Below are 26137 nucleotides of genomic sequence, written 5' to 3'. Positions count from 1 at the left end.
ATCGGCACCGTCAAGAGCCGCGTCAGCCGCGCCCGCCGAATGATCCTCGAGGACCTGGGCGAAGAGGAATTCACCCGCCTCTGACGCGCCGGGCCTTACACCGGATCCTTGGGGCCCGTCATCCGGACGAAGCTCATCGAGATATGCGCACGCTGGATCAAGGTGGCGGCGTGGAGATCGTTCATCTCGACCGCCAGCAGGACATCGTCGATCTCGCGGTCGAAGATCACCACCTCGTCGTGCAAGTCGATGCGCGACGCGAAAACCGACTTCAGCCAGATGCGGGTCGTCTGAAAATAGAGCCGCTCGCTGATCGTGCGAAGCGGTTCATTGGCCGTCAGCTTCAGAAGCGTCAGGAAGTAATCCATGTTGAGCTGCGCGAAGTGCCGCGGGTCGGGGCTGGCGATAAGCGCCTTCGACCGCGCCGAGAGCGTGCGGAATTCCTCGAGCAGGTCGATCGAGGGCGGCACGGGATCGAGCGTTCCAAGCAGCTCGGCGAGTTCGAGACGCAGGCGATAGGTCTGGGCGAGCTGTGCGATATCGACGTCCGTCACGAAGGTGCCGACGCCGTGCATCGAGTTCAGGAGCCCTTCGTCTTCAAGCCGGCCAAGCACCCGTCGCAACGGCGTGCGGCTTACGCCGAATTCGGCCGCCAGCGTCTCTTCGGAAAGACGCATGCCTGGCGCATAGTCGAGAAGACAGATGCGCGTGCGGATCTCGTCGTGCATCCGTGCGAACCGGTTTCGCGCGCCGCCGGGAACCTTCGGATCCTCAATGTTCATCGCCTGCTTCCCGCCGCCTTGCGCCGAAGGTCTAGACGACCTTGCCCGCAGGGGCAAAGGGTAGGCCCGACCCGCATCACTGCGAAAGACGGCCGCCAAGCCTGTCGAGCATCTGCAGGCAGTCCGAGAGTTGAGCCTCCGCGAGAAATTCGTCCGGCTTGTGGGCCTGGGCGATCGACCCCGGCCCACAGATGACCACCGACATTCCCATGGCCTGGAAGATGCCCCCCTCGGTGCCGAAGGCCACGCAATCGGCCTCCGTCTCGCCAGTGAGTTCCATCACGATCTCTTTCGCTTCGTTCTCGTCGGCTGGGACGAGGCCGTCGACCTCGCCGATGGTCTCGGTGACGATGTCGGCGTCGGGAGAAACCGCGCGCATGGCTGGGATGAGTGTCTCGGCACAGAACCGTGCGAGGTCGGATTTGACGAGTTCGGCGTCACCCGCCTGGACAGGGCGCATTTCCCAGTCGACGCGGGCCAGGCCGGGGATCACGTTGTGAGCGTGCCCGCCGATGACGGCGCCGGTGTTGATCGTGGTCCAAGGCGGGTCGAACCGGCTTCGGGACGGCGCGCGGGCCTTCAGCGCTTCCTTCAGGTCGAGAAGCCGCGCGACATAGCGCGCGGCGTATTCGACGGCGTTGATGCCTCGGTCGGGGGCGGAGCCGTGGCCTTCGAGCCCGGTGAAATGCGTGGAGTACTCGTAGCAGCCCTTGTGGCCTTCGACGATCCGCATCGAGGTCGGCTCGCCGATGATCGCGACCGAGGGGCGAAGCCCCTTCTCTCCCAGCGTTTGCGCCAGCGCCCGAGCGCCGATGCAGCCGATCTCCTCGTCGTGGGTGAAGGCGAAGTGTATGGGACGGTCACGGACGGTCTCGGCGAAGCGCGGCGCCATCGCGACGGCGGCCGCGATGAAGCCCTTCATGTCGCAGGTGCCCCGACCGTAGAGATTACCGTCGGCTTCGGATATCAAGAAGGGGTCCGTCGCCCAGTCCTGATCCGCCACGGGGACGACATCGGTGTGACCCGACAGGACGATGCCGCCATCTGTCTCCGGCCCGATCGTCGCAAAGAGGTTGGCCTTCTGTCCCGACGGGTCGAGGTAGATCTCGACCCGCGCGCCACAGCCGTCGAGACGCGAGGCGAGATGCGCGATCATCGCCATGTTGCTGTCGGAGGACACGGTGGGAAAAGCCACCAGTTCCTCCAACAGCACCTTGGTTTCGGCAAGCGTCGTCACGGGGTCAATCCTTCACGAAGAGCTTCCGCTCGACCGAGCAGAACGTCTCGGCCGGACCGCTTTCGCGGATCAGGATCGGCTCTGTCGTCTCGAGCCCCCAGCGGTCGAGCCAGAGGCCCGGCATGAAGTGGAACGTCATCCCCGGTTCAAGAACCGTCTCGTCCGACGGGCGGAGCGAGACGGTACGCTCGCCCCAATCCGGCGGGTAGGAGATGCCGATCGGATAGCCGCAGCGGTTGCCGCGCTCGATGCCGACGCGGGTCAATGCCTCGCCGAGCGCATTGGCGATGTCGCAGGCGCGGTTGCCGGGACGGGCGGCGTCGAGCCCGGCTTCCAGACCTTCGGTCAGCGCGTCCGACGCGCGGACCATGTCGTCGGGCGGAGTGCCGAGGAAGACCGTCCGGCAGAGCGGCGCATGATAGCGGCGATAGCAGCCGGAAAGTTCGAAGAATGTCGCCTCTCCGGTCTTCATCGGCTCACCGTTCCAGGTGAGGTGCGGAGCCGTCGCATCAAGTCCCGAGGGAGTAAGGGGAACAATGGCGGGATAGTCTCCCCAGTCGTCACCCACGCCCTCGATCCCGGCGCGGGTGATCTGGGCCACAAGGTCGTTCTTACGGAGTCCCGGTCGGGCCAGGTCGATCCCCGTGCGCACGATCTTCTCCGAGATCCGGGCCGCCTTGCGCATGAAGATGATCTCTTCGTCGGACTTGACCATCCGCTGCCAGTTCACGAGGCCTGTGGCATCCACCATCGTCGCGTCGGGCAATTCGGCGGCGAGCACGGCGTGCGCCTTCGCCGAATAATAATAGTTGTCCATCTCGACGCCGATCCGCGCCTTTGCGAAGCCTTCCTGACGCAGGTGACCGGCCAGATCCTCCATCGGGTGGCAGGTCGTGGACTGCACAAAGGTGTCCGCATAGCCCGCGATGCGGTCGTTCTCCATCCAGACCGTTCGGCGGGCGCCGTTCGTGTCCTGCATCCGGCCCCACCAGATCGGGTCGGCGTCGCCAGGCAGGATCACGCCCTGATGCACGTAGAAGGACCAGCCGTCGTAACCGGTCAGCCACGCCTGGTTCGAGGGATCCGTGATGAAGAGCAGGTCGATTCCCCGCCGCTCCATCTCGCGGCGGGTCTTGTCGAGTCGGCGGCCGTACTCGGCGGCCGAAAAAGGAGCGTTTTCGTAGCTCATGGGGTTCTGGGAGCCTCAATTGTACACATCATGCGCGAAGCAGCCGCAATATTGCGGATCATTGCCCTGACTGGAGGAATTTTGGAAGGGAAATTTCTTGACACCTAAGCCGAGGCCGCAATGATGTGCACAACAGAGAAAGTCTCGGGTCACGAGGCTCCGCCAAGTCCAACAACGGAGGGATCCATGAAGAAATCTCTTGAGACCACAATCGCCGCCGCGCTGATGCTCGGCACCTCGGTATTTGCGGCCAGCGCCGGGCCACTTATGGACCGCATCGAAGCGGGCGAGCCCATCCGCATCGGATTCGCCAACGAACTGCCGTTCGCCTATCCCGGTTCGAACGGCGAGCCGCTCGGGTTCGTCAACGCGCACACTCTCGGCGTGCTGGATAAGATGGGATATACGAACATCGAGCCCGTCCAGACCGACTGGGGCGGGCTGATCCCGGGTCTCCAGGCCGGGCGCTTCGACATCATCACGGGTGGCATGAACATCCTCGCCGCACGCTGCGAGAACGTCGCCTTCTCCGAGCCGATGGCGCGGATCGGTGACGGCTTCCTCGTGCCCGCCGGCAACCCCAAGGGCCTCGACAACTACGAGGATATCAAGGAACAGGGCGCCGTGATGGTGACGGGTGCGGGCTACTCCAACATCCAGGCAGCACGCGACGCGGGCGTCGAGGACGGCAACATCATGCAGGTTCCGGGGCCGACCGAAATCCTCGCGGCTGTCCGGGCGGAGCGCGCCGATGCCGGGGCGGGAACCTACTTCACGATGAAGCAGCTCGCCGACAGCGCAGGCGGCGAACTTGACGTGTCGGACCCCAATGCCATGCCCGAAGACTCCTTCAACTGGGCGGGCATCGGTTTCAGCAAGGAAGACCAGGACTTCGTCGATGCCTTCAACGAGGCGCAGGCCGAGTACCTGGGATCCGAGGAAATGCTGGCCGCCGTTTCCGAGTATGGCTACAGCGAGGCCACGCTGCCCGGCGACGTGACCACGGAATGGGTCTGCGCGAACCGCTGACCCGGACAACGGGGGCGGCGCGCCCGCCCCCGTTCCGCTTAATCCGGCGGTAGAAACGCATGTCACTCCTGGAATTCCTGCAAACCTACGGTTCGCTGATCGTCAGCGGCACCTGGGTGACCGTCATCCAGTTCCTGCTGGCTGTCGTCGTCGCGATCCTCGCGGCGCTGACCGCAGGGCTTGGCAAGCTGTCGAAGAACGTCCTGATCCGTGGCGTGGCGATCACCTACATCGAGATTTTCCGCGGCACTTCGCTTCTGGTCCAGCTCTTCTGGCTCTTCTACGTCCTGCCGCTTTTCGGGATCACCCTCGACAAGTTCACCGCCGGATTCCTGTCGGTCGGGCTGAACATCGGGTCCTACGGCGCCGAGATCGTGCGCGGTTCGATCCAGGCGGTACCGAGGGGTCAGTACGAAGCCGCCTATGCGCTGTCCATGTCGCCCGCCCGCCGGATGCGGCGGATCATCCTGCCGCAGGCGCTGGTCCTGATGCTGCCGCCCTGGGGAAACCTGCTGATCGAGCTTCTGAAGGGCACGGCGCTCGTGGCGCTCATTTCGGTCGCGGACCTGATGTTCCAGACCCGCCAGATCAACGCCTCGACCTTCCTTTCGGCCCAGGCCTTCGGCACGGCGCTGATCATCTATTACATCCTCGCACGCTTCCTCATCACACCCTTCATGCGCTGGCTTGAGCGGGTCATGGCGCGGAGGCTCGGACGCGCATGAGGTTCGACTGGGATTGGGAATTCACCTTCGAGATCCTGCCGCGCCTTCTTGCGGCAACGGTGAACACGCTGATCGCGGCGGGGCTCGGCTATGCCATCGCGGTGGTCCTGGGCCTGGTCTTCGCGCTGGCCCAGCGGACGCCTGTCCGGTCCCTGACCTTCACCGTACGCGAGGTGGTCGAATTCATCCGCTCGACGCCTCTCGTCCTTCAGATCTTCTTCGTCTTCTACGTCGGTCCGCAATTCGGAGTGCGACTGTCTCCCTGGACGGCCGGGATGATCGCCATCGGGCTTCACTATTCGGCCTATCTCTCCGAGGTCTACCGAGGCGGCATCGAGGCCGTGCCGAAAGGCCAGTGGGAGGCCTGCCGTGCCCTGAACATGTCGACGCGAGACACCTACCTGCGCATCGTGATCCCGCAGGCGTTGCCGCCGTCGATCGCGGGCATGGGCAATTACCTCGTCGGCATCTTCAAGGATACGCCGATGCTGAGCGTGATCGGCGTGGCCGAGCTTCTGCACACCGCGAACGCCATCGGCTCCGAGAACTATCGTTTCCTCGAGCCCTACACTCTCGTGGGCATCATCTTCCTCGCCATCTCGCTGCCTGCGGCCGGCTTCGTCCGGCTGTTCGAGGCGCGGGTGCGCCGCAAGCTGGGACTTTAGCCATGGACCTGTCCGACTATCCGCTCGAGCTTCCCGAGGGCGACCGCCCGATGGTGCGGTTCATGAACGTGACCAAGCGCTACGGGACGCTCACCGTGCTCGACAGGCTCGACCTCGACGTGGCCGAGGGCGAGATGGTGACCGTGATCGGCCCTTCCGGATCGGGCAAGACCACCGTGCTGCGGATGCTGATGACGCTCGAGACGATCAACGGGGGCGTGATCTATGTCGACGGCAAGCCGCTGACCCATATGGAAAAGGGCGGCAAGCTCGTCCCGGCAAACGAGCGGTATCTGAGGAAGGCGCGATCCTCCATCGGGATGTGCTTCCAGCACTTCAACCTCTTCCCGCACATGACGGCCCTGCAGAACTGCATGGAAGGACCGGTGCAGGTGCTGGGCATGTCGAAGAGTGAGGCGCGCGCGCGGTCGGAAGAGCTGCTCGAAATGGTCGGCATGATCGACAAGAAGGACCAGCACCCGTCGCGTCTGTCGGGCGGGCAGCAGCAGCGGGTGGCCATCGCGCGGGCGCTTGCGATGCGTCCGAAGGTGATGCTGTTCGACGAGGTAACCTCGGCGCTCGACCCCGAGGTGATCGGCGAGGTCACGAACGTCATCCGGCAGCTCGTCGCCGAGCACAACCTGACCATGCTGATGGTGACCCACCAGATGGGCTTCGCGCGGGACATCTCGGACCGCATCTGCTTTTTCTATCAGGGCAAGATCGAGGAAGAGGGTCCGCCCGAGCAGCTGTTCGAGACCCCCCAGAAGGAGCGGACGCAGCAATTCCTGTCGGCGGTGAAGGACGCCGGCTGAATGAGCGTCACGCTCGCCGATATCCTCGCCGCCCGGAGCGCGATCAGGGGCGTCGCCGACGCGACGCCTTTCGTGCCGTCGCCCTTCATGTCGGCGCAAGCGGGGCGGGAGTTTCTCCTCAAGCTCGAGACGATGCAGCCGATCGGCGCGTTCAAGCTACGGGGTGCCATGAACGCGGTCGCGGCACTGGATGACGACGCACCCGGGGTCGCCTGCTGCTCGACCGGGAACCACGGCCGGGGCGTGGCCTTTGCCGCTGCCCGGCGGGGATTGCGGGCAGTCGTCTGCATGTCGCGCCTCGTGCCCGAAGCCAAGGTCGAGGGCATCCGTGCGCTTGGGGCAGAGGTACGGATCGTCGGCACTTCGCAGGACGACGCAATGGCCGAAAGCCTGCGGCTTTGCGAGGCGGAGGGGCTTCTCGAGATTTCCCCTTTCGACGACCCCCGCGTGATCGCGGGGCAAGGGACCATCGGGCTTGAGATGATGGAAGCGCGACCGGATTTGGGCACGATCCTCGTCCCGCTCTCCGGCGGGGGTCTGGCGGCGGGCGTCGCGGTTGCCGCCAAGGCGATCAACCCGCAGGTCCGCGTGATCGGCGTCACGATGGAGCGCGGCGCAGCGATGGCCGCTTCGATCCGCGCCGGGCAGCCGGTGGAGGTGACGGAGCACGCCTCGCTCGCCGACAGCCTCGGCGGAGGGATCGGGCTCGCGAACCGGCTCTCCTACCCCCTCTGCCGTGATCTTCTCGACGACGTTGTCCTTGTGACCGAGGAAGAGATCCGGCACGCAATGCAGGTCCTCTACTTCGAGGACCGCATGGTGGCGGAAGGGGGCGCGGTCGTGGGGCTGGCGGCCGTCCTGTACGGCAAGGTCCAGGCAGCCGGCGGACCGATCGCCACCATCGTCACCGGCCGCAATCTGGACATGGACGTCTTTACCCAGGTCGTGACAGGGCAGGACGTTACGCTCGGCGATCAGACCCTGAAGGGGCGCGCCTATGCCGCATGACATCCACATCGTGACCGAGGCGGAGCTGCGGGACATCGTCACGCTGGACCTGGCACTTGTCGACGTGATCGAGCGGGCCTTCGCCGCACTGTCCGAAGGTGGTGTGGTGATGCCGCCCGTCCTGTCGATGGACCTGCCGCAGGCGAATGGCGAAGTCGACGTCAAGACGGCCTTCATTCCCGGCGTCGAGAGCTTTGCGATCAAGGTCTCGCCCGGTTTCTTCGACAATCCGAAGATCGGGCTCCCCAGCCTCAACGGCCTGATGATCCTCTTCTCGGCGAAAACGGGGCTGGTGGAGGCCGTCTTCCTCGACAACGGCTATCTCACGGACCTTCGCACGGCCGCCGCGGGCGCTGTCGCAGCGCGCCAACTCGCACCGGCGCAGGTCGAGACCGCAGGCGTCATCGGGGCCGGAGTGCAGGCGCGCCTCCAGATCGAGGCGGCGCATCTGGTGCGGCCATTCTCCCGCGTGCTCGTTCATGCGCGGGATGCCGAGAAGGCGCGCGCCTGCGCCGCCGACCTGGGCCAGCGGTTAGGTGTCGAGGCCGAGGCTGTGGCCGATCCGGCCGCGCTTGTCGCCAAGTCTCAGCTCGTGGTCACAACCACCCCGGCACGAGAGCCGGTGCTGATGGCCGACTGGCTGCACCCCGGCCTGCACATCACCGCCATGGGCTCCGACCAGGAGGGCAAGTGCGAGATCGAGCCTGCCGCCCTCTCCCGCGCCGATGTCTATGTCTGCGACCGCGGCAGCCAGTGCGCCGAGCGCGGCGAACTGCGCGCCGCCCTCGCCGCCGGACTGTGGGACAGGGGCACGCCGCCGGAACTGGGCGACGTGATCCTCGGCCGCGCCACGGGACGGCAATCGGAGTCCGACGTCACGATCTGCGACCTGACCGGCACCGGCGTGCAGGACACGGCCATCGCCGCGCATGTCCGCGCCCGCTTCCCCGGCGCCGGCACCGTGATCCGGGCCTGACGCCATGAAACTCGACGCGCGTGATATTGCCATTCTGCGAGTCCTGTCCACTGAAGGACGGATCGCCAAGACGGCGCTGGCCGAGCGCGTGGGTCTGTCGCCGACGCCGTGCTGGGACCGGATGCGCCGGCTGGAACAGGCGGGCCTGATCGAGGGCTATCGCGCCGAGATCGCGCTGAAGAAGCTCGGGCCGCATGTGACGGTCTTCGTGGCAGCCGAACTGGCTGACCACACCGCGGCCCGCTTCCGCAGCTTCGAAGACGCGATGCGGCGCTATGACGAGGTCGTGGCCTGCTGGGCGTTGGGCGGCGGGTTCGACTATCTCCTCCAGATCGTCACCCGCGACATCGACGCCTACCAGCGGTTCATCGACACGATGCTCGACGCCCGGATCGGGCTTGCCCGCTATTTCACCTACATCGTGACGAAGCCGGTGAAAGGGCCGTCGCCGCCGCCGTTCGAAGTGCTGCTGGCCGCCGGGTGACCTTGCCTGACGTATAGGCCGCTGCCAGAGGATTCCTCTGCAACGCGCCGCGAGAACAGCCGCATCGACCCCTTGAGACGCCCCATACTGACGTCAGCGAGGAGGAGCGAACGATGACCGCCACGGCACTCTCGGCACGCGCCGATATCGCGGACAAGCGGCTTGTCCGGTCCTTCGCCTATGTCGGCGGCAAGTGGCGCGACGCCGCGTCAGGCGCAACGTTCCGGGTCACCGATCCGGCGACGGAAGACACGCTGGGCGACGTGGCAAAGCTGTCGGGTGAGGAGGCGACAATCGCCGTGGACGCGGCGCAGGCGGCCTTCGCCGGCTGGGCGGGACGCTTGCCGCAGGACCGCGCCCGGCTGCTTCGCCGCTGGTTCGACGAGATCGCGGCCAACCGCGAAGACCTCGCCCGGATCATGACCCTGGAGCAGGGCAAACCGCTGTCGGAGGCGCAGGGCGAGATCGATTACGGCGCCGCCTTCGTCGAGTTCTACTCGGAGGAGGCGAAGCGTCCGAACATCGAGGGGGTGACGAGCCACCTTCCCGACGCCGAGGTCGAGCTGTGGCGCGAGCCGGTGGGGGTCGCTGCTCTCGTCACTCCCTGGAACTTTCCCTGCGCGATGCTGACGCGCAAGGCGGCTGCCGCGCTTGCCGCCGGTTGCACTGTGGTTTGCCACCCCTCCGCCGAGACGCCCTATTCGGCCCTCGCGCTCGCCGAGCTTGCCGAGCGCGCGGGCCTGCCGCCGGGCGTCTTCAACATCGTGACCGGCCATGCGCCCGAGATCGTCGAGCCCTGGACGCGCGATGCCCGCGTCCGCGCCTTGTCCTTTACCGGATCGACCGAGGTGGGGCGGCTTCTTTACCGTCAGTCGGCCGACACGGTGAAGCGGCTGGTGCTCGAGCTGGGCGGCCACGCGCCGGTCATCGTCTTCGCGGACGCCGACCTCGACACTGCTGTCGCCGAGACGATGAAGGCCAAGTTCGCGACATCCGGTCAGGACTGCCTTGCCGCCAACCGCATCTATGTGGAGCGGCCAGTCTACGACGCCTTTTGCGAGAGGTTCGTTGCGGCGACCGAGGCGCTGCGCGTCGCGCCGGGAATGGATGACGGCGACATCGGCCCCCTGATGAACGAGGCGACCGTCGCCAAGCAGGAGGCTCATGTCGCCGACGCGCTGGGCCGCGGCGCGCGTCTTGCCTGCGGCGGGCGGAGGCTTCCGCTCGGCCCGCTGTTCTATGCGCCGACCGTCCTGACCGATGTCCCCGAAGGCGCCGCGATCCTGCGCGAGGAGACCTTCGGTCCCGTCGCGGCGATCCTGCCCTTCGACACCGAGGACGAGGTTCTCGGACGTGCCAACGACACCGAATACGGCCTCGTCGCCTACCTGCACACCTCCGACCCGCGCCGGATTTACCGGCTGTCGCGCGCGCTTCAATACGGGATGGTCGCAGTGAACCGGACGAAGGTGACCGGCCCGCCCATTCCCTTCGGCGGCATGAAGCAGTCAGGCCTCGGCCGCGAGGGCTCGCGCCTCGGGATGGAGGAATTCACCGAGGTCAAATATGTGTGCCGCGACTGGGCTTGAACCAGTCTGGGGCTTTAGGAAGGAACCACCATGCTGACAAACGACCAACTGGCCCTTTGGGACCGCGAGAACTTCTTCCACCCCTCGACGCACCTCGCCCAACACGCGCGCGGCGAGACCACGACGCGGATCATGCGCGGCGGAGACGGCGTCTATATCGAGGACCGCGACGGCACCCGATTTCTCGACGCCTTCGCCGGGCTCTATTGCGTGAACGTAGGCTACGGCCGGCCCGAGATCGCCGAGGCCATCGCCGCGCAGGCGAAGGAGCTCGCCTACTATCACGCCTATGTCGGTCACGGCACCGAAGTGTCGATCACGCTGGCGAAGATGATCCTCGACCGCGCGCCCTCCAACATGTCGAAGGTCTATTTCGGTCTCGGCGGGTCGGATGCGAACGAGACGAACGTCAAGCTCGTCTGGTACTACAACAACGTGCTCGGGCGGCCCGAGAAGAAGAAGATCATCTCGCGCTGGCGCGGATATCACGGATCGGGGCTGATGACCGGCTCGCTCACCGGGCTCGAGTTGTTCCACAAGGCGTTCGATCTGCCGCTGCCGCAGGTGATCCACACCGAGGCGCCCTACTACTATCGCCGCCCGAAGGCCGAGATGACCGAAGCCGACTTCACCGCGCATTGCGTGGCCGAGCTGGAGACGCTGATCGACCGCGAGGGTGCCGACACCATCGCCGCCTTCATCGGCGAGCCGGTGCTGGGCACGGGCGGGATCGTTCCGCCGCCGGCGGGCTACTGGGAGGCCATCCAGACCGTGCTGCGCCGGCACGACATCCTTCTCATAGCGGACGAGGTCGTGACCGGCTTCGGGCGGCTGGGGTCGATGTTCGGTTCGGACCACTACGGGATCGAAGCCGACATCATCACTATCGCGAAGGGTCTGACGTCGGCCTATGCGCCGCTCTCGGGTTCCATCGTCTCGGACCGCGTCTGGAAAGTGCTGGAACAGGGCACCGACGCGTTGGGTCCCATCGGGCACGGCTGGACCTATTCCGCCCACCCGATCGGGGCGGCCGCCGGGGTCGCGAACCTCCGGCTCATCGACGAGCTGGGCCTCGTCTCCAACGCGGGCGACGTCGGCGGCTACCTCAACCGGACGATGCGCGAGGCGCTTGCCGACCACCCGAACGTGGGAGAGGTGCGCGGCGAGGGGATGCTCTGTGCGGTTGAGTTCGTTGAGGACCGCGACACGCGGCGGCCCTTCGACCCCGCGCGCAAGCTGGTCCCGCAGATGGCCGCTACGCTCTTGGCTCAGGACAGGGTCATTGCCCGCGCCATGCCGCAGGGCGACATCCTGGGCTTCGCCCCGCCGCTTTGCCTGACGCGTGAAGAGGCAGACAAGGTTGTCGAGGCGACAGTTCGCGCCGTCGAAGCGACATTGAGTTAGAGGAACATCGGGCGTCCCAGACGCTCATTTCGCGTGATTGGCCGCAAGACGAATGCCATGCTCTCGCGATGGGCAACAAGGTCGTCGTATTCGTGGTCGGCATGCATCGAAGCGGGACCAGTGCGCTTGCGGGCGCGCTGGTTCAATCGGGGCATGCAGGACCGCTGAACCCGCTGCCGACGTCGCCCGACAACGTGAAAGGCACCTTCGAGGCGCGTGAAGTGGTCGACCTGAACGAGCGGCTCCTTGGACTGGGATGCCGCCAATGGTTCCACACTCGACCCGTCGCTGACATACAGGACGCACACGAGACCGCCGTCGCCGGGTCGGTCCTGACCGCGGCCTTTCCCGCCAAGCCGACCATCATCGTCAAGGATCCGAGGACGAGCCTGCATCTGCCCTTCTGGCTGTCCTGCGCCGAGGGGGCCGGCTGGTCCGCCCGGGTCGCGATCGTCTGCCGTTCCCCCGCCGACGTGGCACGGTCACTGCAAGCGCGCGACGGTCTTGATATCGAACATGGCGTTGCCTGCTGGCTTCGCCACATGCTCGAAGCCGAGCGCAGGAGCCGATCGGTGACGAGGGCCTTCGTCGCGGTCGATCGGCTGATGGAGGACCCCGTCGGTCAGCTTCGAGATCTGGAGATGCAGCTCGGGATTGCAGGGGATCGACCTACGGCGCCAGACGTTGATGCGAGCTTCATCGAAAGCAGGCTCATGGGACGCACCGCCCAACTCGACGCTCCGCTACCCTTCCGGGCTGAGGAAGCGCACCGGATATTCCTTCGAATGGCGGCGGGTTCGCAACGGCCGGACGATCTGGAGCGGCTGCGCGCCATCGCCCGCGACCTGGACGAGGCAACGCCCGGCATCGACCGGCGCTTGGACGAGGCGCGCCGACAGGCATTTCGACGCGTCCATCCGTTTCTAACTTTCCTTGGCTTCCGCGCGGACGGAATGCCGAGGCCTTGGATGCGCGCCCTTCTGTTCGAGCAGGGCGAAACGGTGCGACGGCCATTCCGTCGCGCCGTCTTCAAGAAGAACGGCGCTCTGAGGCCGGCGTTTCATCCGTGGGTCGAGCATGTCCGCTCACGGAACTGAGCAGCGCCCGAGCCACGAAGCTGGCGACCTGCCCGCGGACGTCGCGAAGCTTCCTGCGGCTTGAATCCTTCTCGTCGGCGAGAATGTTCCACGGCCCCTGCAGCTTCAGGAGCCAGTGGGCGTACTCGGTCAGAAGGTGCTCGCGCTGGTCGAGGTCCAGCCGGTCCCCGGCCGCTGCCAACGCATCGGCAAGGCAGGCGAGGTTGTCCGCCAGCATCCGTGACTTCGCGTCCGCTGACCGGCTGACAAGATCCCGGCTAAGTCCTTTGGAGGACGTGTTCTTGATGTAGCGGATCCCGTCCAACGACACGGACTCCCCGTAACACAGAAGCTCGAGAGCGAAGAGGGTGTTCGAGAACTGCCCGTCGGAGAGCCTGGTCCGAAGGTGCGGCACCGTCGGTAGCGCTTCGCGACGGATCAGCCCCCGCCAGCCCAGCTCGGCGCGATGCGGTCCCCGGCGGATGAACTCGGACATTCTCTCGAAGGCCGAGCCGACGATCGCGTCAGTCTGCGACACCTCTCCGGCGCGGACCATCCCTCGATGCTCTGTGACGCCATGAACGACGACGGCATCGGGCTCGCGCTCCATGGCTTCAACCGCGTCGGCAAGGAAGGTCTGCGACAGAGTGTCGTCATGCGCCACCACAACGAAATAGGGCGTATCCACAGTTGCCAGAAGCGCGTTCGCGTTGCCGACCCAGCCCATCCGTCGCGGGTGCTGGACGACGTCGAGATCAAACTGCGCCCTCGGCAGATCCGGTGGCTCATAGTCGTCCGCACGATCGTATCCGACCCGCACCACGAAGTCCTGGAACCCTTGGTCGGCCAGGCTCTGAACCGTTTCCACGATGCGATCCGGACGGTAAGCCGGAACCAGGACAGTCAGCAGTCTTGCGGTCACGCGAAGTCTCCGATTTCGAGATGGGCCAGAGCCAGGCGCGCCGCACGTTCGGCAAGAAGAGGCGCCGTCGTGAGCTTGCCTGTGTCCACGCTTACATACCCTGGCGCCAGTTCGGTCGCGAAGGCGCGGCTTCGGTCGTGGAGCGGGCTCTCCTTCACACGGATGTCGCCATGCCCGCGAGCGACGACATAGCCTCCACGCACCTCCACACGGCCGTCCCCTTCGAGGAGGATGTCGTGCGGAAGCCGAAGTCCCTCGAGCGTGCGACGCTTCATGACAGTCTCGTCGAAGGCCGGAACATCCGGGGCTGTCCCGGTGTCGGACCGCGCAATCATGTTGCTTGGATACCAGCTCAGATAGACGTCGCCATTGGCATAGGGCGTGACATCGCCGTAAGCGCCAAGAATCCTCGTCGACGGCGCGACGCCCGCGAAGGCCGTCTGGCCCGTCGCGAAGACGCCCGCCTTCCATCGGATCGACGTCGGGGCCGCGGGCGCGAGCCCGGCGTCGATCGCACTCCGGCTCTCCCAGAGGGCGTTTACGATGGAGGGTGCCTGCAGGGACTCTCCGGATTCAAGTTCCATTCGCCACTGGTCAGCGGTCCTCGCAACCCGCACCACTCGCCCGGGAATGACCGGAATGCCGCGCGCTCGGACAGCCACTTCGATCTGCTCCGAGAGCACGCGAGCCGAAAGCGCCCGTTCCGGCGTGGTCCATGCGGCAGCGATGTTCTGCTGGCCCGTGGCCTCGGCCGCCTCGTCCGGGTCGAGCCGCACCATCGTTGCGCAGTCCGCTCCGCCTGGTATCAGTCCAGGCGCCCCGTCTGCCGCGGCTCTCACAAGCGCATGTACGGCGCAACTGCGGGCCCACAGCACATCGGGCGGGAAAAGCGAGTTCCTGTCGACGATGTAGGTGATCGGGCTGGTGAATGCCTGGTCCGGAATGGCCGCCCCGGTCACGCGTTCGATGGTCGGCAGGAACGTTGCGGCGCCTGCGAGCATCAGTTCGGCCGTCTGCGTGCTGTCCGTTCCGACGTAGGTGTATCCCAGATGGATCTTGCCTTCGTTCCAGCGGCTGGCCCGCTGCATGACCTCGCCCGCCGCGTCCACGATGGCGATCTTGGCGCCACGGTCGTGCAGCATGCAGGCGGCGAGACTGCCGGTCAGGCCACCCCCGGCGACGAGGACCTGAGCGTCACTCATGCGGGCACCTCCAGTTGCGATCGTTCTGCCAAGTGGATGCGGTTCACTTGGTCGATCCGGCGATCGATGGCGCCTCGGCCGACGGGGAGAAGGGAGCCCTGCCCGTCCACGCGGTCGTGGTAATGCAGGGCCGCAGGATCGACGGGAAATACGGGCGGGCGCCGGTGCATGGGAAAATTGTGGCGCGTCCCAAGTGGCACAATCTCCAGATCGAGGTCCACGATGGCAAGGAACATGGCAACCTGGTCCACGTGGACCGCCCAGCCTTCCAGAATTTTCCGTCGATCCAGCAGCCACCGGGCCCGGAACGCCCACCGTTCGGCGAGCTGGCCTGAGACGCCGGGACCGACGATGGCAAGGCCGCCGTTGCAGTTCCCTCGGTAGGTGCGCTGCCAGGGCTTAGCCGCAATCCGGGTCGTCCTCGGCTTCGGCAGGCCAGCCTCACGTAGGAGCGTGTCGAGGATCCGAAGTGGAGGATTCGAACGATCCACCGGCTTGGCTGAGACCGCGGCGGCAGCTTGGGGAAAGCCGAGCGGGTCCTCCAGGAACGCCATATCGCAATCGGTCACGACCACCGGACCAGCCGTGAGCTTCGCCGCGTAGGTCAAAGCCTCGATCTTGTTGCAGTGCGGGCTGCGACCGTCGAAGCGGGAGACGGTGCCGAGGTCGAGCCCCGCCCGCCGAAACGGCATCGCCCAGGCCGGCGGCTCGCCCACGCCCGCGAAGACGAGCGACAACCGCTCGACGGGCACCTTGGCCAATTGCGTCAGGGAGAGGAACCAACGTATGGTCTGGTCGCGGAAACGCAGATCCGCCTCGGCAACGCAAACGATGCGCCCAGAGGTTGGCTCACCCGGGCTCACGCAGGGACTGCCGCTGCAAGCTCAGGCTTGCCTCTGTCCAGCGCGGCGCGCTCCAGAAGTTCACGGGCCATGATGGGGTTCGCATCGGCGAGACGGCCCTGTTCCAGCGCGTCCGCGATCCTCTGGCGAGCCAGGCGATAGAGCATGTCGTTGTTCTTCTTGATAAAACCTGCCCGCATCACCTCGAGACACACAAGCGGCGAGGAGCCGAGAACGTTCTTGGTCGCCGAGACGTCGAGAAGGAGCGCCCGCATCTGCTCGCCCACATCGCCGGTTGCGCAAAGCAAGTCGGACCGGCTCCGTTCGGCAGCAGACGACAGGCAAACCAGTTCCTCAACGGCCTGTCGCAATCTCTCGCCCGAAAGGCTTCTCAAAGTCTCCTCGAACTGTCTGTCTGAGAGAAGCCCGCCACAGGCCAGCCCTGCGTCCTGAAGGCGCCGGGACAACTCCCGCTCTCCGCGTCTCACGGTCTTGTCCTTGTTCGAGCTCATTCTGTAGGCGCGCCAGAAATCGAGGAAGACGGGATGGGCAAGGGCTGGCTTCCGGAAAAGAAGAAAATACGATCCCAAGATCGGGTATGAACGCGGCGAGCGCCCTGTCGCAAGCAGCCGTTCGCCAAAAATTTGCGCTGCGACGACGTCGAGCGGCAGTTCCTCGACGGCTCGGATCGAGACGCCGTCCTGCAGAAATGGAAACCAGACGCTGTCGTTCATCAGCAGAAGCGCTTCGATGTGCTCGATCCGATCCTGGAGCGACAGGATAACCTCCTGGTATGCTCCGAAGTCGTAACCGAAATTCGGCCGCTCGACGACATCGACCGTTACCGCTTTGAGCCGCTCACGGTCCACATCGCCGAGAGGCGCATTTGAGACCGCGATGACGCCATAGCCCGCGCTTGCGAGGTATCCAACGGTCGCAAACACACTCTCCGGGACGCCACCGGGCTGATAAAGTACGAAGATTGCGACCTTCGTCCCGCCGAGAATTGTGGACCGCTCAGAACCGAACAATACGGCACGCGACCGACGTGCCCGGACGACAGCTTCAAGCGGAGAGGTGAGCGCGCCGTGAAGCTGCCGCGCCAGTCGCCGGAGTTCTCGCCGCAGCTTCCATCCCTGCATATCTCGCATCGCTCCGTGCGTGGGGCAGCAAGTCGACCTGCGACATGAGCCACGGCCTCCGGTGGGCTCCGGATAGCATCAGGGAAGGTTTTGAAGCGGAGCGGCGCGGTTTTCCAGTCTTTTCCTCGCCATGCATCCGCAGTCGAGGACCGTCCCGAATTAAGGATTTACAGTGACGAGCCAAATCTTCGATAGAATATCCGTAGCGAGGTGGTGCAAGCGCATATCCGGAGATACCGCTCGCACCTGCAGTTCAAAGGCTCCTGGCCTCTTCGACAGCCTCCATACAGCCGGCCTCGTCTCCGGCCTGGAGCGCAGCCGTAGCACGCTCGAGAGCCGCTTCAGCCTCTGGTGACATGGCAGCCGAGCTGTCGCCTGTCTGACCCGGTGCTGCCTCATCCTGCTGCGCAGCAGCTTCTTGTCCGGAGGTCGCGATGCCGGACAAGTCCGTCTCGAGCGGCGTTTCGCTGCCATCCTTGACAACGGTGCCCTCGGCATTTGCCGTGTCCGCCCCACCTGCTCCGTCCGTGGCAGTCGCAGGCGCCTTGGCAGCGGTACTGCTTTCTTCGAGGGGGGCCAGGCTTCCGTCCTTGGAAATACCGCCTCCCTCAGGCTGAACCTCGCCCTGAAGCTGCGCCAGTTCTTCCTGACAATCGGCCCAAGCCGGAGCCGCCGCTGCACCGATGGTGCAGGCGGCGACCAGACATCCAATAGCTCCGATCTTCATCGTTTCTCTCCTCCATTGCGGCTCTACCTCGCCACAGAGGAAACCCTTGGACGATGCGCGTGTTCCTCTCGGAACGGCTGTCCGCAGTCAGTACGGCGACAGCCCGCCACCTAGCGCCACACGGACAGGCCGCAGAGCCTCGCGCGCCGGGTCGGATCAGTCGAGTGTGATGCGCACGGATGCACAATCCGGCCCGTTTTTGCGCGGCCAGAGCGGCGTTCCCGTCAAGACAGTGTCCAAGCTCTTCTCGCGCAGGCTGACCGCAACGCAGACGGTCCGCTGACCGTGCTTCCGTTCGAAGCCGAAAACCCCCTCCGGCGTCTCGAGCCGGTTGTAGGTCCCGTCGAGAAACAGCTCGGGATGCGAGCGCCTCGCCCGGAGCAGAGCCCGAGTGAGGTCGAGCTTCACCGAGTCCAGCGGCCGAGACAGCACCGACAGGTCCTCGAGCGCCTGCGCCCGCAGGTCGAAATCGACCGGACGGCGGTTGTCGGGATCGGTCAGGGCGTAGGACGCAAGCTCGCACCCCTGGTAGATGTCGGGGATACCGGGGATGGTCAGCTTCAGTGCGGTCTGTACCATCGACATCCGGTCGGCCTCGACAAGGATCGGGTCCACTTCCCGGGCATGGTGCGGGAAGTGCGCGGCGAGACGGCGCAGGTAGGTCTGCGCTGCCTCCTCGAGTTCAAGATCTGGCGCGGTCCAGAAGCTTTCCGTCTTGGCCTCGCGCAAAGCCTTCACGATGTGATCGGCGAGACGGTCGGCGAATTCGCCGTCCGCCTGGTCGATGGCGATGAATGTCTGGGCGACATACCAGACGAGGTTGTCGTTGATCCGCTCGGGAGCGAAACCGCGGCAGATTCGGTGCCAGGCCTCGAAGGCAGCAGGCTCGCGGGTAATGGCGGCGATGCGCATCCGCGCGTCCTCGCTGCGCTTGGTATCGTGCGAGGAGGTGAGCGACAGCCCGTGGGGCATGACCTGCGCACGCCGCTCCATCGCGCGGTGGAAGCCTTCGAAGCCGAGCGGATCGTCGTCCGGCTCGCCGCCGACCTCGTTGGCCGAAAGAAGTTTCACTTCCCGGTAAAAGGCCGTGTCCTCCTGGCTTTTTGCCACCGCCGCGCCCGTCACCTGCTGCATTCGCAGACGGAACCGGGCGGTCGCCGCACCGGGGCGGGTCAGCACGTCCACGAGAAACGGCAGCGCCCCAGGGTCCTGAAGGCGCTCGGCGGCGCGGTCCCCGGTACGCTGGACGAGCCTGACGTCGTCCTCCGTGATCGTCTCGGCGGTCATGTAGGTCCGATAGCGGGGGAAGGCGCCGATGAAGGCGAGAAGCGCCTCGCGCAGGTTCTCCGGGCCGAACTCGACACCCACGGGGTCGCCTGCCGCGATCTCGTGAAACTGGCGGTAGAGTTGCCACAGCTCGGCCGCAAGGTCGTGCGTCATAATCTGGCGGCGCGCAGTCCAGAGGGCATCCTCGACGGACTCGGTGCGTCCCGTCGCATCGAGGTACGTCGCCTCGATCCGCCCCAGTCCCTCGGCGTCCGTCAAGAGACGGTTCAGCGCCCTGGCGACGACATAGCCCGTCGTACCTTCGATAGGCCACTCGCGCGGCGGCATCTCGGTCCCGGAGAGGATCTTCTCCACCCAGATCGGCGTGTCGCCTACACGCTCGCGCAGCTGCCTGAGGTAACCGGTCGGGTCCGCAAGACCGTCGACGTGGTCGATACGGATGCCGTCCACGACGCCCTCGTCGACAAGCTCGAACAGCAGCCGGTGGGCGTCCTCGAACACCGCGGCATCCTCGACGCGCACGCCGATCAGTCCGGTGACGTTGAAGAAGCGGCGATGGCTGAGCGCGTCGCTTTCGGTGCGCCAGTGGACGAGCCGCCACGGCTGCTCGGCGTGGAGGTCGCGCAGGGCGTCTCGATCACCACCCCGCGCCTTGTCTAGAGAGGCCGTCTCTGCCAACGGCACACGCAGTCCGCCGGTGACGAGTACCGGCCCGTCGGGATCGTCGTCGATCGAAAAGCCGTCCCCCTCGCCCGCGAGGATGCTCTCGAACGGCGCGGTCAGCCAGGGCAGCCGGATGCGTTCTGCGGTGGGGTCGAGGTCGAAGTGGCCGGAATAGCGGCTTTCGGCGCCGTTGCGCAGCACGTCGCGCAACCAGGGAGTGGCGACGGAAAAGGCCATGTGGTTGGGCACGATATCAAGGACAAGGCCGAGGCCGTTCTCCTTGAGAACAGCGGAAAGCCTTCTCAGCCCGTCCCGGCCGCCAATCTCGGGGTCGATCTCGTTTGGATCGGTGATGTCGTAGCCGTGAGTTGATCCGGGCTGCGCGGTGAACAGAGGTGAGGCGTAAAGGTGGCTTACACCGAGACGCGCGAAATACGGTACGAGGCCGGCAGCACGGTCGAAGTCCATGCCGTTGCGGAATTGCAGGCGATAACACGCGGTGGGGAGAGTCATTCTGTCGCGTCCTCTGGGCGCGGACGTTCCTGCCGCATCAACGCGGCGGTGGCAGCGAACACGGGGTGGGTCTCGAGAGAGTCCAGGTCGGTCGGACTGCGCGGCCTCCAGTTCGGGTACTGGTCGAGCGTGCCGGGCAGGTTCGTCGGCACGGCGGGACCGACGAGGTCGGCCAGCCGCACGCCGACGAGGCGGCTCTTCGTGCGGGCAAGGAAGCGGTGACAGGCATCCAGCACCCCAAGGGGCATCTCGGCCGCGTCGACATCGATCTGCCCGCTCAGGACGCCCGCGCGACGAAGAGCGCGCAGCAGGTCGTCGCGCTCGGTCTTGCGATGAAGCGCATCCATGTCGGACCGTTCCTCGTCGACAAGCCCGTGCTCGCGCCGCCGCTCTACATCCTCTCCGCGCCACCAGGCCGACAGGACAGGCAGGTCGTGGGTCGAGATGCAGGCGAGCGCGGCCTCGGGATAGCGCGCGAGGCCCTTGAATCCCTTCTCCGTCTGCTCGAAGACGAGGATCCGGTAAGAGAGAATGTTCGCCGTCTCCATTGCGCGGCGAAAGCCCTTCGGCACGAAACCCAGGTCTTCGCCGATCACCACCGCCTCGTGCCGCTGGCTGAGGTCCGCGAGCACCTGCACCATGTCCTGGAACGGAAAGCGCAGGTGCGTGCCCTCGGCCGGGCTCGCACCCTCGGGAACGAGGAAGAGTTGCCAGAGCGCCATGGCATGGTCGATCCTGAGCGCCCCGGCGCTGCGGAGTTGCGCTTCGATCATGTCCCGGAAGGGGGCGAAATCGGCGGCACGCAAGGCGGTGGGCGATGGGGCGGCGAGGCCCCAGTTCTGGCCTTCGGTGGCGAACATGTCGGGCGGCGCGCCGACCGACAGCCCCGGAAGTGCCGCCGCCGCGCCCGACCAGGTGGCCGAGCCGTCGGGCGCCTCGCCGACGGCAAGGTCGAGGTAGAGGCCAATCCGCATTCCCGCCGCGCGGGCGGCGTCGGCGGCGGCTCCTATCTGCTCGCGTGCGATCATCTGAAGCCAGGTGTGGAAGCGGACCTCGTCGGCAAGCTCGACCTGCAAGGCGGCCACGGCATCGCTCTCGGGAACCTGCAGTGCCTCTTCCCAGTCTCGCCAGCCCGCGCCGCGTCCCTCCGCCACCATGCGGGCCGAGATCGCCTCGAACAACGCGTGCCTCGCAAGGGCCTCCCCCTCTCCGTCGGCGAAGGCTTCAAGCCCTTCGGTGCGGACACCAGCGTCAAAGGCCTCGCGCAGCGCGGACAGCTTGACCGCCACGAGGGCCGGGTAGTCCAGCAGATCCGCCTCGCGCCGAGTTGCGACCTCGTCGGTCGCCTCGAGGCCAAGCCTGTCGGGGGCGATGTAGAGCGGATTGAGAAAGCGGCGGTTCGACGGGAAGAAGGGGCTGCGCCGGTCCGGAGCCGCGAGGAACAGGGCGTGGACAGGGTTGATGCCAAGGAAATCGGCCCCGGCCCGGCCGGCGATCCCTGCAAGCATCTCGAGGTCGGAGAAGTCGCCGATCCCCCAGTTGCGGGACGAGCGGAGTTCATAGAGCTGGCAGAAGATGCCCCAGCCGGGCGATTGCGCGAGCGAAGGTGGCGTGTAACAGCGAGCGCCCTCGGGCACGCTCATGCGCCGCGGCGCGGGCAGCCCATGCGGCGGTCCGTCCGGGTCTTGCCCGAGACCGTCCAGGATCAGCCGCTTAGTCGCGTCCGGCACGGGTCGTTTGCCGTCGCCGAAGGGGTCGTCGTAAGCAAGCGTGACGCCATGGTGGCGCGCGAGCCGATCGAGCTGGGCACTCATGCGGACACCCGCAGCCAGTGCACTGCGCTTTTTGGCGCGCCAAGCTCCCCCACCTTGTGCAGTTCCGTGCCGTCCACCGCCGGCAACTCGCGCGGTGCGTCTGCGAAGTTGGCCCGCAACTGCAGCAACCCTCCGTCGAGCTGCCAGTCCACTGCAAGTGCTCCATCAGCGGCCGCCAGCAACCGCCCGGCGCCGCCACCCGTCCCGGCAAGGCGCGGCACGATTTCGGTATGGCGCAGGTGCAGCAACCGTTTCACCCGCTCCTGGGCGTCCTGCCCTGCCCTGCTGTCGCGCCGCGCCGGGTCGAGCGTCGAGGCGGCCATCGTCTGAGCCGAGATCGGATCGGGCACGTTGTCGAAGCCGACAAAGCCCCTGAATTCCTCGCGGCGCCCCTTGCGCACGGCCTCGCCAAGCTCGCCCTCGAAGCCGGCGAAGAAGCAGAACGGGCGGGTCTCTCCGTATTCCTCGCCCATGAACAGCATCGGGATGTGCGGCGACAACAAGAGGATCGCCGTCAGCGCCTCCAGCGTCTCCGGGTCGGTCAGCGTCGCAAGCCGCTCGCCGCGGGCGCGGTTGCCCGTCTGGTCGTGGTTCTGCAGGAAGTCCACGAAGGCCGTCGGCGGCAGGTGGGCGGAGGGCTCGCCCCGCCCGGTCTCGCCCTGAAAGGCAAACCCCTCCGCAAGTGAACGGCCCAGGAGGCCGAGAGGGTCGCCGGCATAGTCGCGGTAGTAACCCTCGCTCTCACCCGTGGCGAGAACGTGGGCGGCGTTGTGGAAATCGTCGTTCCATTCGCCCGAATGGAGCAGGATCTCGCCGTCCTGCCTGCGCTCGTGGAGGTGCGTGACGTTCCGGTTGTCCTCGGTCGTCAGATGCACCGGCCGGTCGAGACGCGCGCGCAACTCCTGCGCCAGCTCGACCAGCAGCTCGGGATTGGACGGGTCCTCGATCTGATCGATCGCATCGAGGCGCAGACCGTCGAAGCCGTATTCGGCGAGCCAGTAGAGGGCGTTCTCGATGAAGAAGCGGCGGACGGGGGGCTCGCGGTAGTCGATCCCCGCGCCCCAGGGCGTGTGCCGATGTTCGTCGAAGAAGCCTGGCGCGTAGGCGTGGAGGTAGTTCCCGTCGGGACCGAAGTGGTTGTAGACGACGTCGAGGAGAACCATCAGCCCACGCTCGTGCGCGGCGGCGACGAAGGCGGCGAGGTCGTCGGGCGTGCCATAGACCGGGTGCGGCGCATAGGGCAGCACCCCGTCATAGCCCCAGCCGCGTTCACCGCCGAACTGGGAAACCGGCAATAGCTCGATGGCGGTGATACCGAGAGCCGCAAGCCGGTCGAGCTCAGCCGCAGCGGCAGTGTAGGTCCCTGCCTGGGTGAAGGTGCCCACATGCAATTCGTAGATCACCGTCTCTTCCCAGGGGCGTCCCGCCCAGAATTCGCCCCGGCGTGGAGCGGTGACGAGGGACAGCCCGTGGACACCCTTCTGCTGGCGGCGCGCCGCCGGGTCGGGCACGACCAGCCCGTCGGAAAGGACAAAGCCGTAGGCATCGCCCTCCTCCGCCGGCCGTTCGAGCGCGAACCAACCATCGCCGACGGCCTCCATCGCGTGATCGCCACCGTTCAATCGCAGCAACAGCCGTTCCAGTCCCGGCGCCCAAAGCCGGAACCGCCACTTGCCTTCCCCGGACGGACCGGCACCCCATGTGTAGGCGATGTCAGCCACGGTCGGTTTCCAGCAGCATCAGCGTGCGGGCCGGCAGCTTGACCGTCGCGCCGGTGATGATGGTTTGCCCCGTCGGATCGGCCACGGCCTCGTAGGTGTCGACCAGCTGCTGCCAGTCCCGCTCATCCCCGCCTGGAAGGACGAAATCGAGATCGCCATCACTCGCGTTCAGCAGCATCAGAAGAAACGTCTCACGCTCGTGCAGAAGCAGGCCGACAGACCGGCTGATCCCGTTGTCCCAGTCGCTGTCCTCCATCTGCTGGCCGTCAGGGCGCAGCCACCTGGCAAAGCGGTTGTGCCGCGCGTCGGGTCCGGAGTGCAGGTAGCGATCGGCGAGGAAGAGACCGCGGCTTTTCCGGATGCGGATCAGGCCGCGGACAAAAGCCTCGAAGTCGCGGTCTCGTTCGGAGGTGTCCCAGTCGAACCAGTTCATTTCGCCCGGCTGGCAGTAGGAGTTGTTGTTGCCGCCCTGGCTTCGCCCGCGCTCGTCGCCCATCAGCAGCATCGGCGTTCCCTGGCTGAACAGGAGCGTCGCCATCAGGTTGCGCCGCTGACGGTCGCGCAGGGCGATGATGTCGGGGTCGTCTGTCTCGCCCTCGACACCGCAGTTCCAACTGAGGTTGTGGGAATGGCCGTCGCGGTTGTCCTCGCCATTCGCCTCGTTGTGCTTCTCGTTGTAGGAAACGAGGTCCATCAGCGTGAACCCGTCGTGCGCGGTGATGAAATTCATGCTCGCCCACGGGCGGCGCCCGTCGTGCGAGAAAGTGTCGGCCGAACCGAGAAGGCCATTGGCGATCTTGGGCAGCATGCCCTCGTCGCCCTTCCAGTAGGCGCGGGTGGTGTCGCGGTAACGGTCGTTCCATTCCGACCAGCCCGGGGGAAAGTTGCCCACCTGATAGCCGTTCGGGCCGGTGTCCCAGGGCTCGGCGATAAGCTTCACGCCGGCCAGGATCGGGTCCTGTCGCACTGCCTCGAGAAAGATCGCATGCTCGCTGTAGTGGTCGCGGTCGCGGCCCAGAGTCGTCGCGAGGTCGAAGCGGAAGCCGTCGACATGGCACACTTCGACCCAGTACCGCAGCGAGTCCATGACCATCTGAAGCACGCGCGAATTCCGCAGGTTCAGCGAGTTGCCGCAGCCGGTGGTATCGAAATAGTGACGCGGATCGTCGGCCAGCGTGTAGTAGGACGCGTTGTCGATCCCGCGGAAAGACATGGTCGGCCCACGCTCGGACCCTTCGGCGGTGTGGTTGTAGACGACATCCATGATGATCTCGATGCCCGCCTCGTGCAGTCGGCGGACCATCAGCTTGAATTCGTGCAGGCTGCCGTCCGTCGTGAGGTAGCGGGGAGCCGGGGCGAAGAAGCCGAGTGTCTGGTAGCCCCACCAATTGACGAGGTTCTTCTCGGTCAGGTGGCCCTCGTCATAGAAGGCCTGGACCGGCAGCAATTCCAGCGAGGTGACGCCGAGCTTGACGAGGTGGTCGATCACGCGAGGATCGGCAAGTCCCTCGAAGGTGCCGCGCAGGGGCCGTTCAATGTCCGGATGGCCCATCGTCATGCCGCCCACATGTGCCTCGTAGACGATCGTGCGACCCCACGGCACGCCGGGCCGGATGTCCCCGCCCCACGTATGGGCTCCATCGACGACGACGCACTTTGGCATCACGAACGCGCTGTCGCGGCGGTCGAACGACAGGTCTGCCTTGTCGTGGCCCAGACGGTAGCCGAACAGGGACTCGTGCCAGCGCAGGTCGCCCTTATGCTGGAGGGCATAGGGGTCGAGCAAAAGCTTGTTCGGGTTGAAACGGTGTCCTGCCTCGGGCGCGTAGGGACCGTGAACGCGATAGCCGTAAAGCTGTCCGGGTCGGACGTCGGGCAGGTAACCGTGCCAGACCTGGTGGGTGAACTCGGGCAGCTCGATGCGCTCGATCTCGCGGCGACCACGGTTGTCGAACAGGCAGAGTTCGACCTTTTCCGCATGGGCCGAAAAGAGAGCGAAATTGGTGCCGGAGCCGTCCCACGTCGCGCCAAGCGGGACGTCCGACCCCGCAAGGACCGGACGTTTGGTGATCGCTGCGGGAGCGTTCATGGTCGAGGTACTCCGAATAGTGGAAGACCGTAAAGAGTAGCGTCAAAAGACGGACGGTCTAGACCGTCCGACCATGTTTCCCAGGGGCGGCACTTTGTACAATCAGCGCTTGGGAAAGCCGTACCCAGCTCTTACGGCCTTCGTGCGCTGTCCGCTCAGGCGAACCTGAGCTGCAAATGACCAGTCAGGTTCGAGCCCTTGCCCAAAGCGCAGCCGCCAGGAATACGGCAGGCTGC

The 26137-nt window shown here is 65.9% G+C and carries 22 protein-coding genes; 10 read left to right on the top strand and 12 right to left on the bottom strand.

Translation table 11 applies throughout. The features are described from left to right. Positions 1–95 precede the first annotated feature (95 nt). From C8D95_RS14625 to C8D95_RS14615, 3 genes are all read right to left on the bottom strand, one after another. Positions 96–782: a GntR family transcriptional regulator gene (locus C8D95_RS14625; protein ID WP_109759919.1), complete on the bottom strand. Its 687-nt coding sequence runs from the start codon at positions 780–782 to the stop codon at positions 96–98. A gap of 76 nt (positions 783–858) precedes the next feature. After that, complete coding sequence (gene argE, locus C8D95_RS14620) at positions 859–2019, bottom strand: acetylornithine deacetylase (protein ID WP_109759918.1); 1161 nt, start codon at positions 2017–2019, stop codon at positions 859–861. A 4-nt stretch (positions 2020–2023) separates the two neighbouring features. Further along, positions 2024–3208: a M24 family metallopeptidase gene (locus C8D95_RS14615; protein WP_109759917.1), complete on the bottom strand. Its 1185-nt coding sequence runs from the start codon at positions 3206–3208 to the stop codon at positions 2024–2026. Between the two features lie 186 nt (positions 3209–3394). On the opposite strand from C8D95_RS14615, the gene ehuB reads away from it, so the two are divergent. The 10 genes from ehuB (at position 3395) to C8D95_RS14565 (ending at position 13000) form a co-directional block, all read left to right on the top strand. Next, the gene (gene ehuB / locus C8D95_RS14610; RefSeq protein WP_109759916.1) at positions 3395–4237 is read left to right on the top strand and encodes an ectoine/hydroxyectoine ABC transporter substrate-binding protein EhuB; all 843 of its coding nucleotides are present in this window, start codon (positions 3395–3397) and stop codon (positions 4235–4237) included. A gap of 59 nt (positions 4238–4296) precedes the next feature. Further along, positions 4297–4962, top strand: a complete 666-nt coding sequence (ehuC, locus tag C8D95_RS14605; RefSeq protein WP_109759915.1) for an ectoine/hydroxyectoine ABC transporter permease subunit EhuC — start codon at positions 4297–4299, stop codon at positions 4960–4962. Continuing rightward, positions 4959–5627 carry an ectoine/hydroxyectoine ABC transporter permease subunit EhuD gene (ehuD, locus tag C8D95_RS14600; protein ID WP_109759914.1) on the top strand — a complete coding sequence of 223 codons (669 nt, stop codon included), beginning with the start codon at positions 4959–4961 and terminating at the stop codon, positions 5625–5627. Before ehuC ends, ehuD begins: the two co-directional genes overlap by 4 nt. A 2-nt stretch (positions 5628–5629) precedes the next feature. Next, positions 5630–6442: an ectoine/hydroxyectoine ABC transporter ATP-binding protein EhuA gene (ehuA, locus tag C8D95_RS14595; protein WP_109759913.1), complete on the top strand. Its 813-nt coding sequence runs from the start codon at positions 5630–5632 to the stop codon at positions 6440–6442. Then, entirely contained in the window at positions 6443–7450 is a 1008-nt protein-coding gene (gene eutB, locus C8D95_RS14590; protein ID WP_109759912.1) for a hydroxyectoine utilization dehydratase EutB, read from the top strand. Next, complete coding sequence (locus C8D95_RS14585; protein WP_109759911.1) at positions 7440–8426, top strand: cyclodeaminase; 987 nt, start codon at positions 7440–7442, stop codon at positions 8424–8426. Before eutB ends, C8D95_RS14585 begins: the two co-directional genes overlap by 11 nt. Before the next feature lie 4 nt (positions 8427–8430). Next, positions 8431–8910: an Lrp/AsnC family transcriptional regulator gene (locus C8D95_RS14580; protein WP_109759910.1), complete on the top strand. Its 480-nt coding sequence runs from the start codon at positions 8431–8433 to the stop codon at positions 8908–8910. Positions 8911–9023: 113 nt separating this feature from the next. Further along, complete coding sequence (locus tag C8D95_RS14575) at positions 9024–10499, top strand: NAD-dependent succinate-semialdehyde dehydrogenase (RefSeq protein ID WP_109759909.1); 1476 nt, start codon at positions 9024–9026, stop codon at positions 10497–10499. Between the two features lie 30 nt (positions 10500–10529). Next, on the top strand, positions 10530–11903 hold the full coding sequence (locus tag C8D95_RS14570; protein WP_109759908.1) for an aspartate aminotransferase family protein: 1374 nt from the start codon (positions 10530–10532) through the stop codon (positions 11901–11903). 68 nt (positions 11904–11971) lie between these two features. Then, a complete protein-coding gene (locus C8D95_RS14565) occupies positions 11972–13000 on the top strand; it encodes a sulfotransferase family protein (protein ID WP_109759907.1) in 1029 nt (342 codons plus the stop codon). On the opposite strand, the gene C8D95_RS14560 is transcribed toward C8D95_RS14565, so the two are convergent. The 9 genes from C8D95_RS14560 to glgX all read right to left on the bottom strand — a co-directional run bounded on the left by C8D95_RS14560 (position 12933) and on the right by glgX (position 25901). Beyond that, on the bottom strand, positions 12933–13901 hold the full coding sequence (locus tag C8D95_RS14560) for a glycosyltransferase family 2 protein (protein WP_164721731.1): 969 nt from the start codon (positions 13899–13901) through the stop codon (positions 12933–12935). The genes C8D95_RS14565 and C8D95_RS14560 overlap by 68 nt on opposite strands. Continuing rightward, positions 13898–15103, bottom strand: a complete 1206-nt coding sequence (locus C8D95_RS14555) for an FAD-dependent oxidoreductase (RefSeq protein ID WP_109759906.1) — start codon at positions 15101–15103, stop codon at positions 13898–13900. Before C8D95_RS14555 ends, C8D95_RS14560 begins: the two co-directional genes overlap by 4 nt. Then, complete coding sequence (locus C8D95_RS14550; protein ID WP_126918594.1) at positions 15100–15966, bottom strand: hypothetical protein; 867 nt, start codon at positions 15964–15966, stop codon at positions 15100–15102. The genes C8D95_RS14555 and C8D95_RS14550 overlap by 4 nt, the downstream gene beginning before the upstream one ends. Then, entirely contained in the window at positions 15963–16889 is a 927-nt protein-coding gene (locus C8D95_RS14545; protein ID WP_164721732.1) for a rhamnan synthesis F family protein, read from the bottom strand. The genes C8D95_RS14550 and C8D95_RS14545 overlap by 4 nt, the downstream gene beginning before the upstream one ends. Before the next feature lie 451 nt (positions 16890–17340). After that, the gene (locus tag C8D95_RS14540; protein ID WP_109759903.1) at positions 17341–17814 is read right to left on the bottom strand and encodes a hypothetical protein; all 474 of its coding nucleotides are present in this window, start codon (positions 17812–17814) and stop codon (positions 17341–17343) included. 156 nt (positions 17815–17970) lie between these two features. Next, complete coding sequence (gene treY / locus C8D95_RS14535) at positions 17971–20277, bottom strand: malto-oligosyltrehalose synthase (protein WP_109759902.1); 2307 nt, start codon at positions 20275–20277, stop codon at positions 17971–17973. Further along, positions 20274–22091 (bottom strand): 4-alpha-glucanotransferase, encoded by a 1818-nt coding sequence (malQ, locus tag C8D95_RS14530; RefSeq protein WP_109759901.1) that lies wholly within the window; start codon positions 22089–22091, stop codon positions 20274–20276. Before malQ ends, treY begins: the two co-directional genes overlap by 4 nt. Beyond that, positions 22088–23812, bottom strand: a complete 1725-nt coding sequence (treZ, locus tag C8D95_RS14525) for a malto-oligosyltrehalose trehalohydrolase (protein WP_109759900.1) — start codon at positions 23810–23812, stop codon at positions 22088–22090. The genes malQ and treZ overlap by 4 nt, the downstream gene beginning before the upstream one ends. Then, positions 23805–25901: a glycogen debranching protein GlgX gene (gene glgX / locus C8D95_RS14520; RefSeq protein ID WP_109759899.1), complete on the bottom strand. Its 2097-nt coding sequence runs from the start codon at positions 25899–25901 to the stop codon at positions 23805–23807. Before glgX ends, treZ begins: the two co-directional genes overlap by 8 nt. Between the last annotated feature and the right edge of the window lie 236 nt (positions 25902–26137).

The organism is Silicimonas algicola (genome assembly GCF_003148765.1).
Classification (GTDB): domain Bacteria; phylum Pseudomonadota; class Alphaproteobacteria; order Rhodobacterales; family Rhodobacteraceae; genus Silicimonas; species Silicimonas algicola.
Note: the sequence above shows the minus strand (reverse complement) of the source record. Positions and strands in the feature narration are given on the sequence as shown.

Bases quoted from the DNA above. Each gene is read 5' to 3' on its own strand.
- ehuC (WP_109759915.1), top strand. From the start codon at position 4,297: ATGTCACTCCTGGAATTCCTGCAAACCTACGGTTCGCTGATCGTCAGC.
- C8D95_RS14575 (WP_109759909.1), top strand. From the start codon at position 9,024: ATGACCGCCACGGCACTCTCGGCACGCGCCGATATCGCGGACAAGCGG.
- ehuA (WP_109759913.1), top strand. From the start codon at position 5,630: ATGGACCTGTCCGACTATCCGCTCGAGCTTCCCGAGGGCGACCGCCCG.
- C8D95_RS14625 (WP_109759919.1), bottom strand. From the start codon at position 782: ATGAACATTGAGGATCCGAAGGTTCCCGGCGGCGCGCGAAACCGGTTC.
- ehuD (WP_109759914.1), top strand. From the start codon at position 4,959: ATGAGGTTCGACTGGGATTGGGAATTCACCTTCGAGATCCTGCCGCGC.
- glgX (WP_109759899.1), bottom strand. From the start codon at position 25,901: ATGAACGCTCCCGCAGCGATCACCAAACGTCCGGTCCTTGCGGGGTCG.
- C8D95_RS14570 (WP_109759908.1), top strand. From the start codon at position 10,530: ATGCTGACAAACGACCAACTGGCCCTTTGGGACCGCGAGAACTTCTTC.
- C8D95_RS14585 (WP_109759911.1), top strand. From the start codon at position 7,440: ATGCCGCATGACATCCACATCGTGACCGAGGCGGAGCTGCGGGACATC.
- treY (WP_109759902.1), bottom strand. From the start codon at position 20,277: ATGACTCTCCCCACCGCGTGTTATCGCCTGCAATTCCGCAACGGCATG.
- eutB (WP_109759912.1), top strand. From the start codon at position 6,443: ATGAGCGTCACGCTCGCCGATATCCTCGCCGCCCGGAGCGCGATCAGG.
- ehuB (WP_109759916.1), top strand. From the start codon at position 3,395: ATGAAGAAATCTCTTGAGACCACAATCGCCGCCGCGCTGATGCTCGGC.
- malQ (WP_109759901.1), bottom strand. From the start codon at position 22,091: ATGAGTGCCCAGCTCGATCGGCTCGCGCGCCACCATGGCGTCACGCTT.
- C8D95_RS14580 (WP_109759910.1), top strand. From the start codon at position 8,431: ATGAAACTCGACGCGCGTGATATTGCCATTCTGCGAGTCCTGTCCACT.
- C8D95_RS14565 (WP_109759907.1), top strand. From the start codon at position 11,972: ATGGGCAACAAGGTCGTCGTATTCGTGGTCGGCATGCATCGAAGCGGG.
- C8D95_RS14615 (WP_109759917.1), bottom strand. From the start codon at position 3,208: ATGAGCTACGAAAACGCTCCTTTTTCGGCCGCCGAGTACGGCCGCCGA.
- C8D95_RS14555 (WP_109759906.1), bottom strand. From the start codon at position 15,103: ATGAGTGACGCTCAGGTCCTCGTCGCCGGGGGTGGCCTGACCGGCAGT.
- C8D95_RS14540 (WP_109759903.1), bottom strand. From the start codon at position 17,814: ATGAAGATCGGAGCTATTGGATGTCTGGTCGCCGCCTGCACCATCGGT.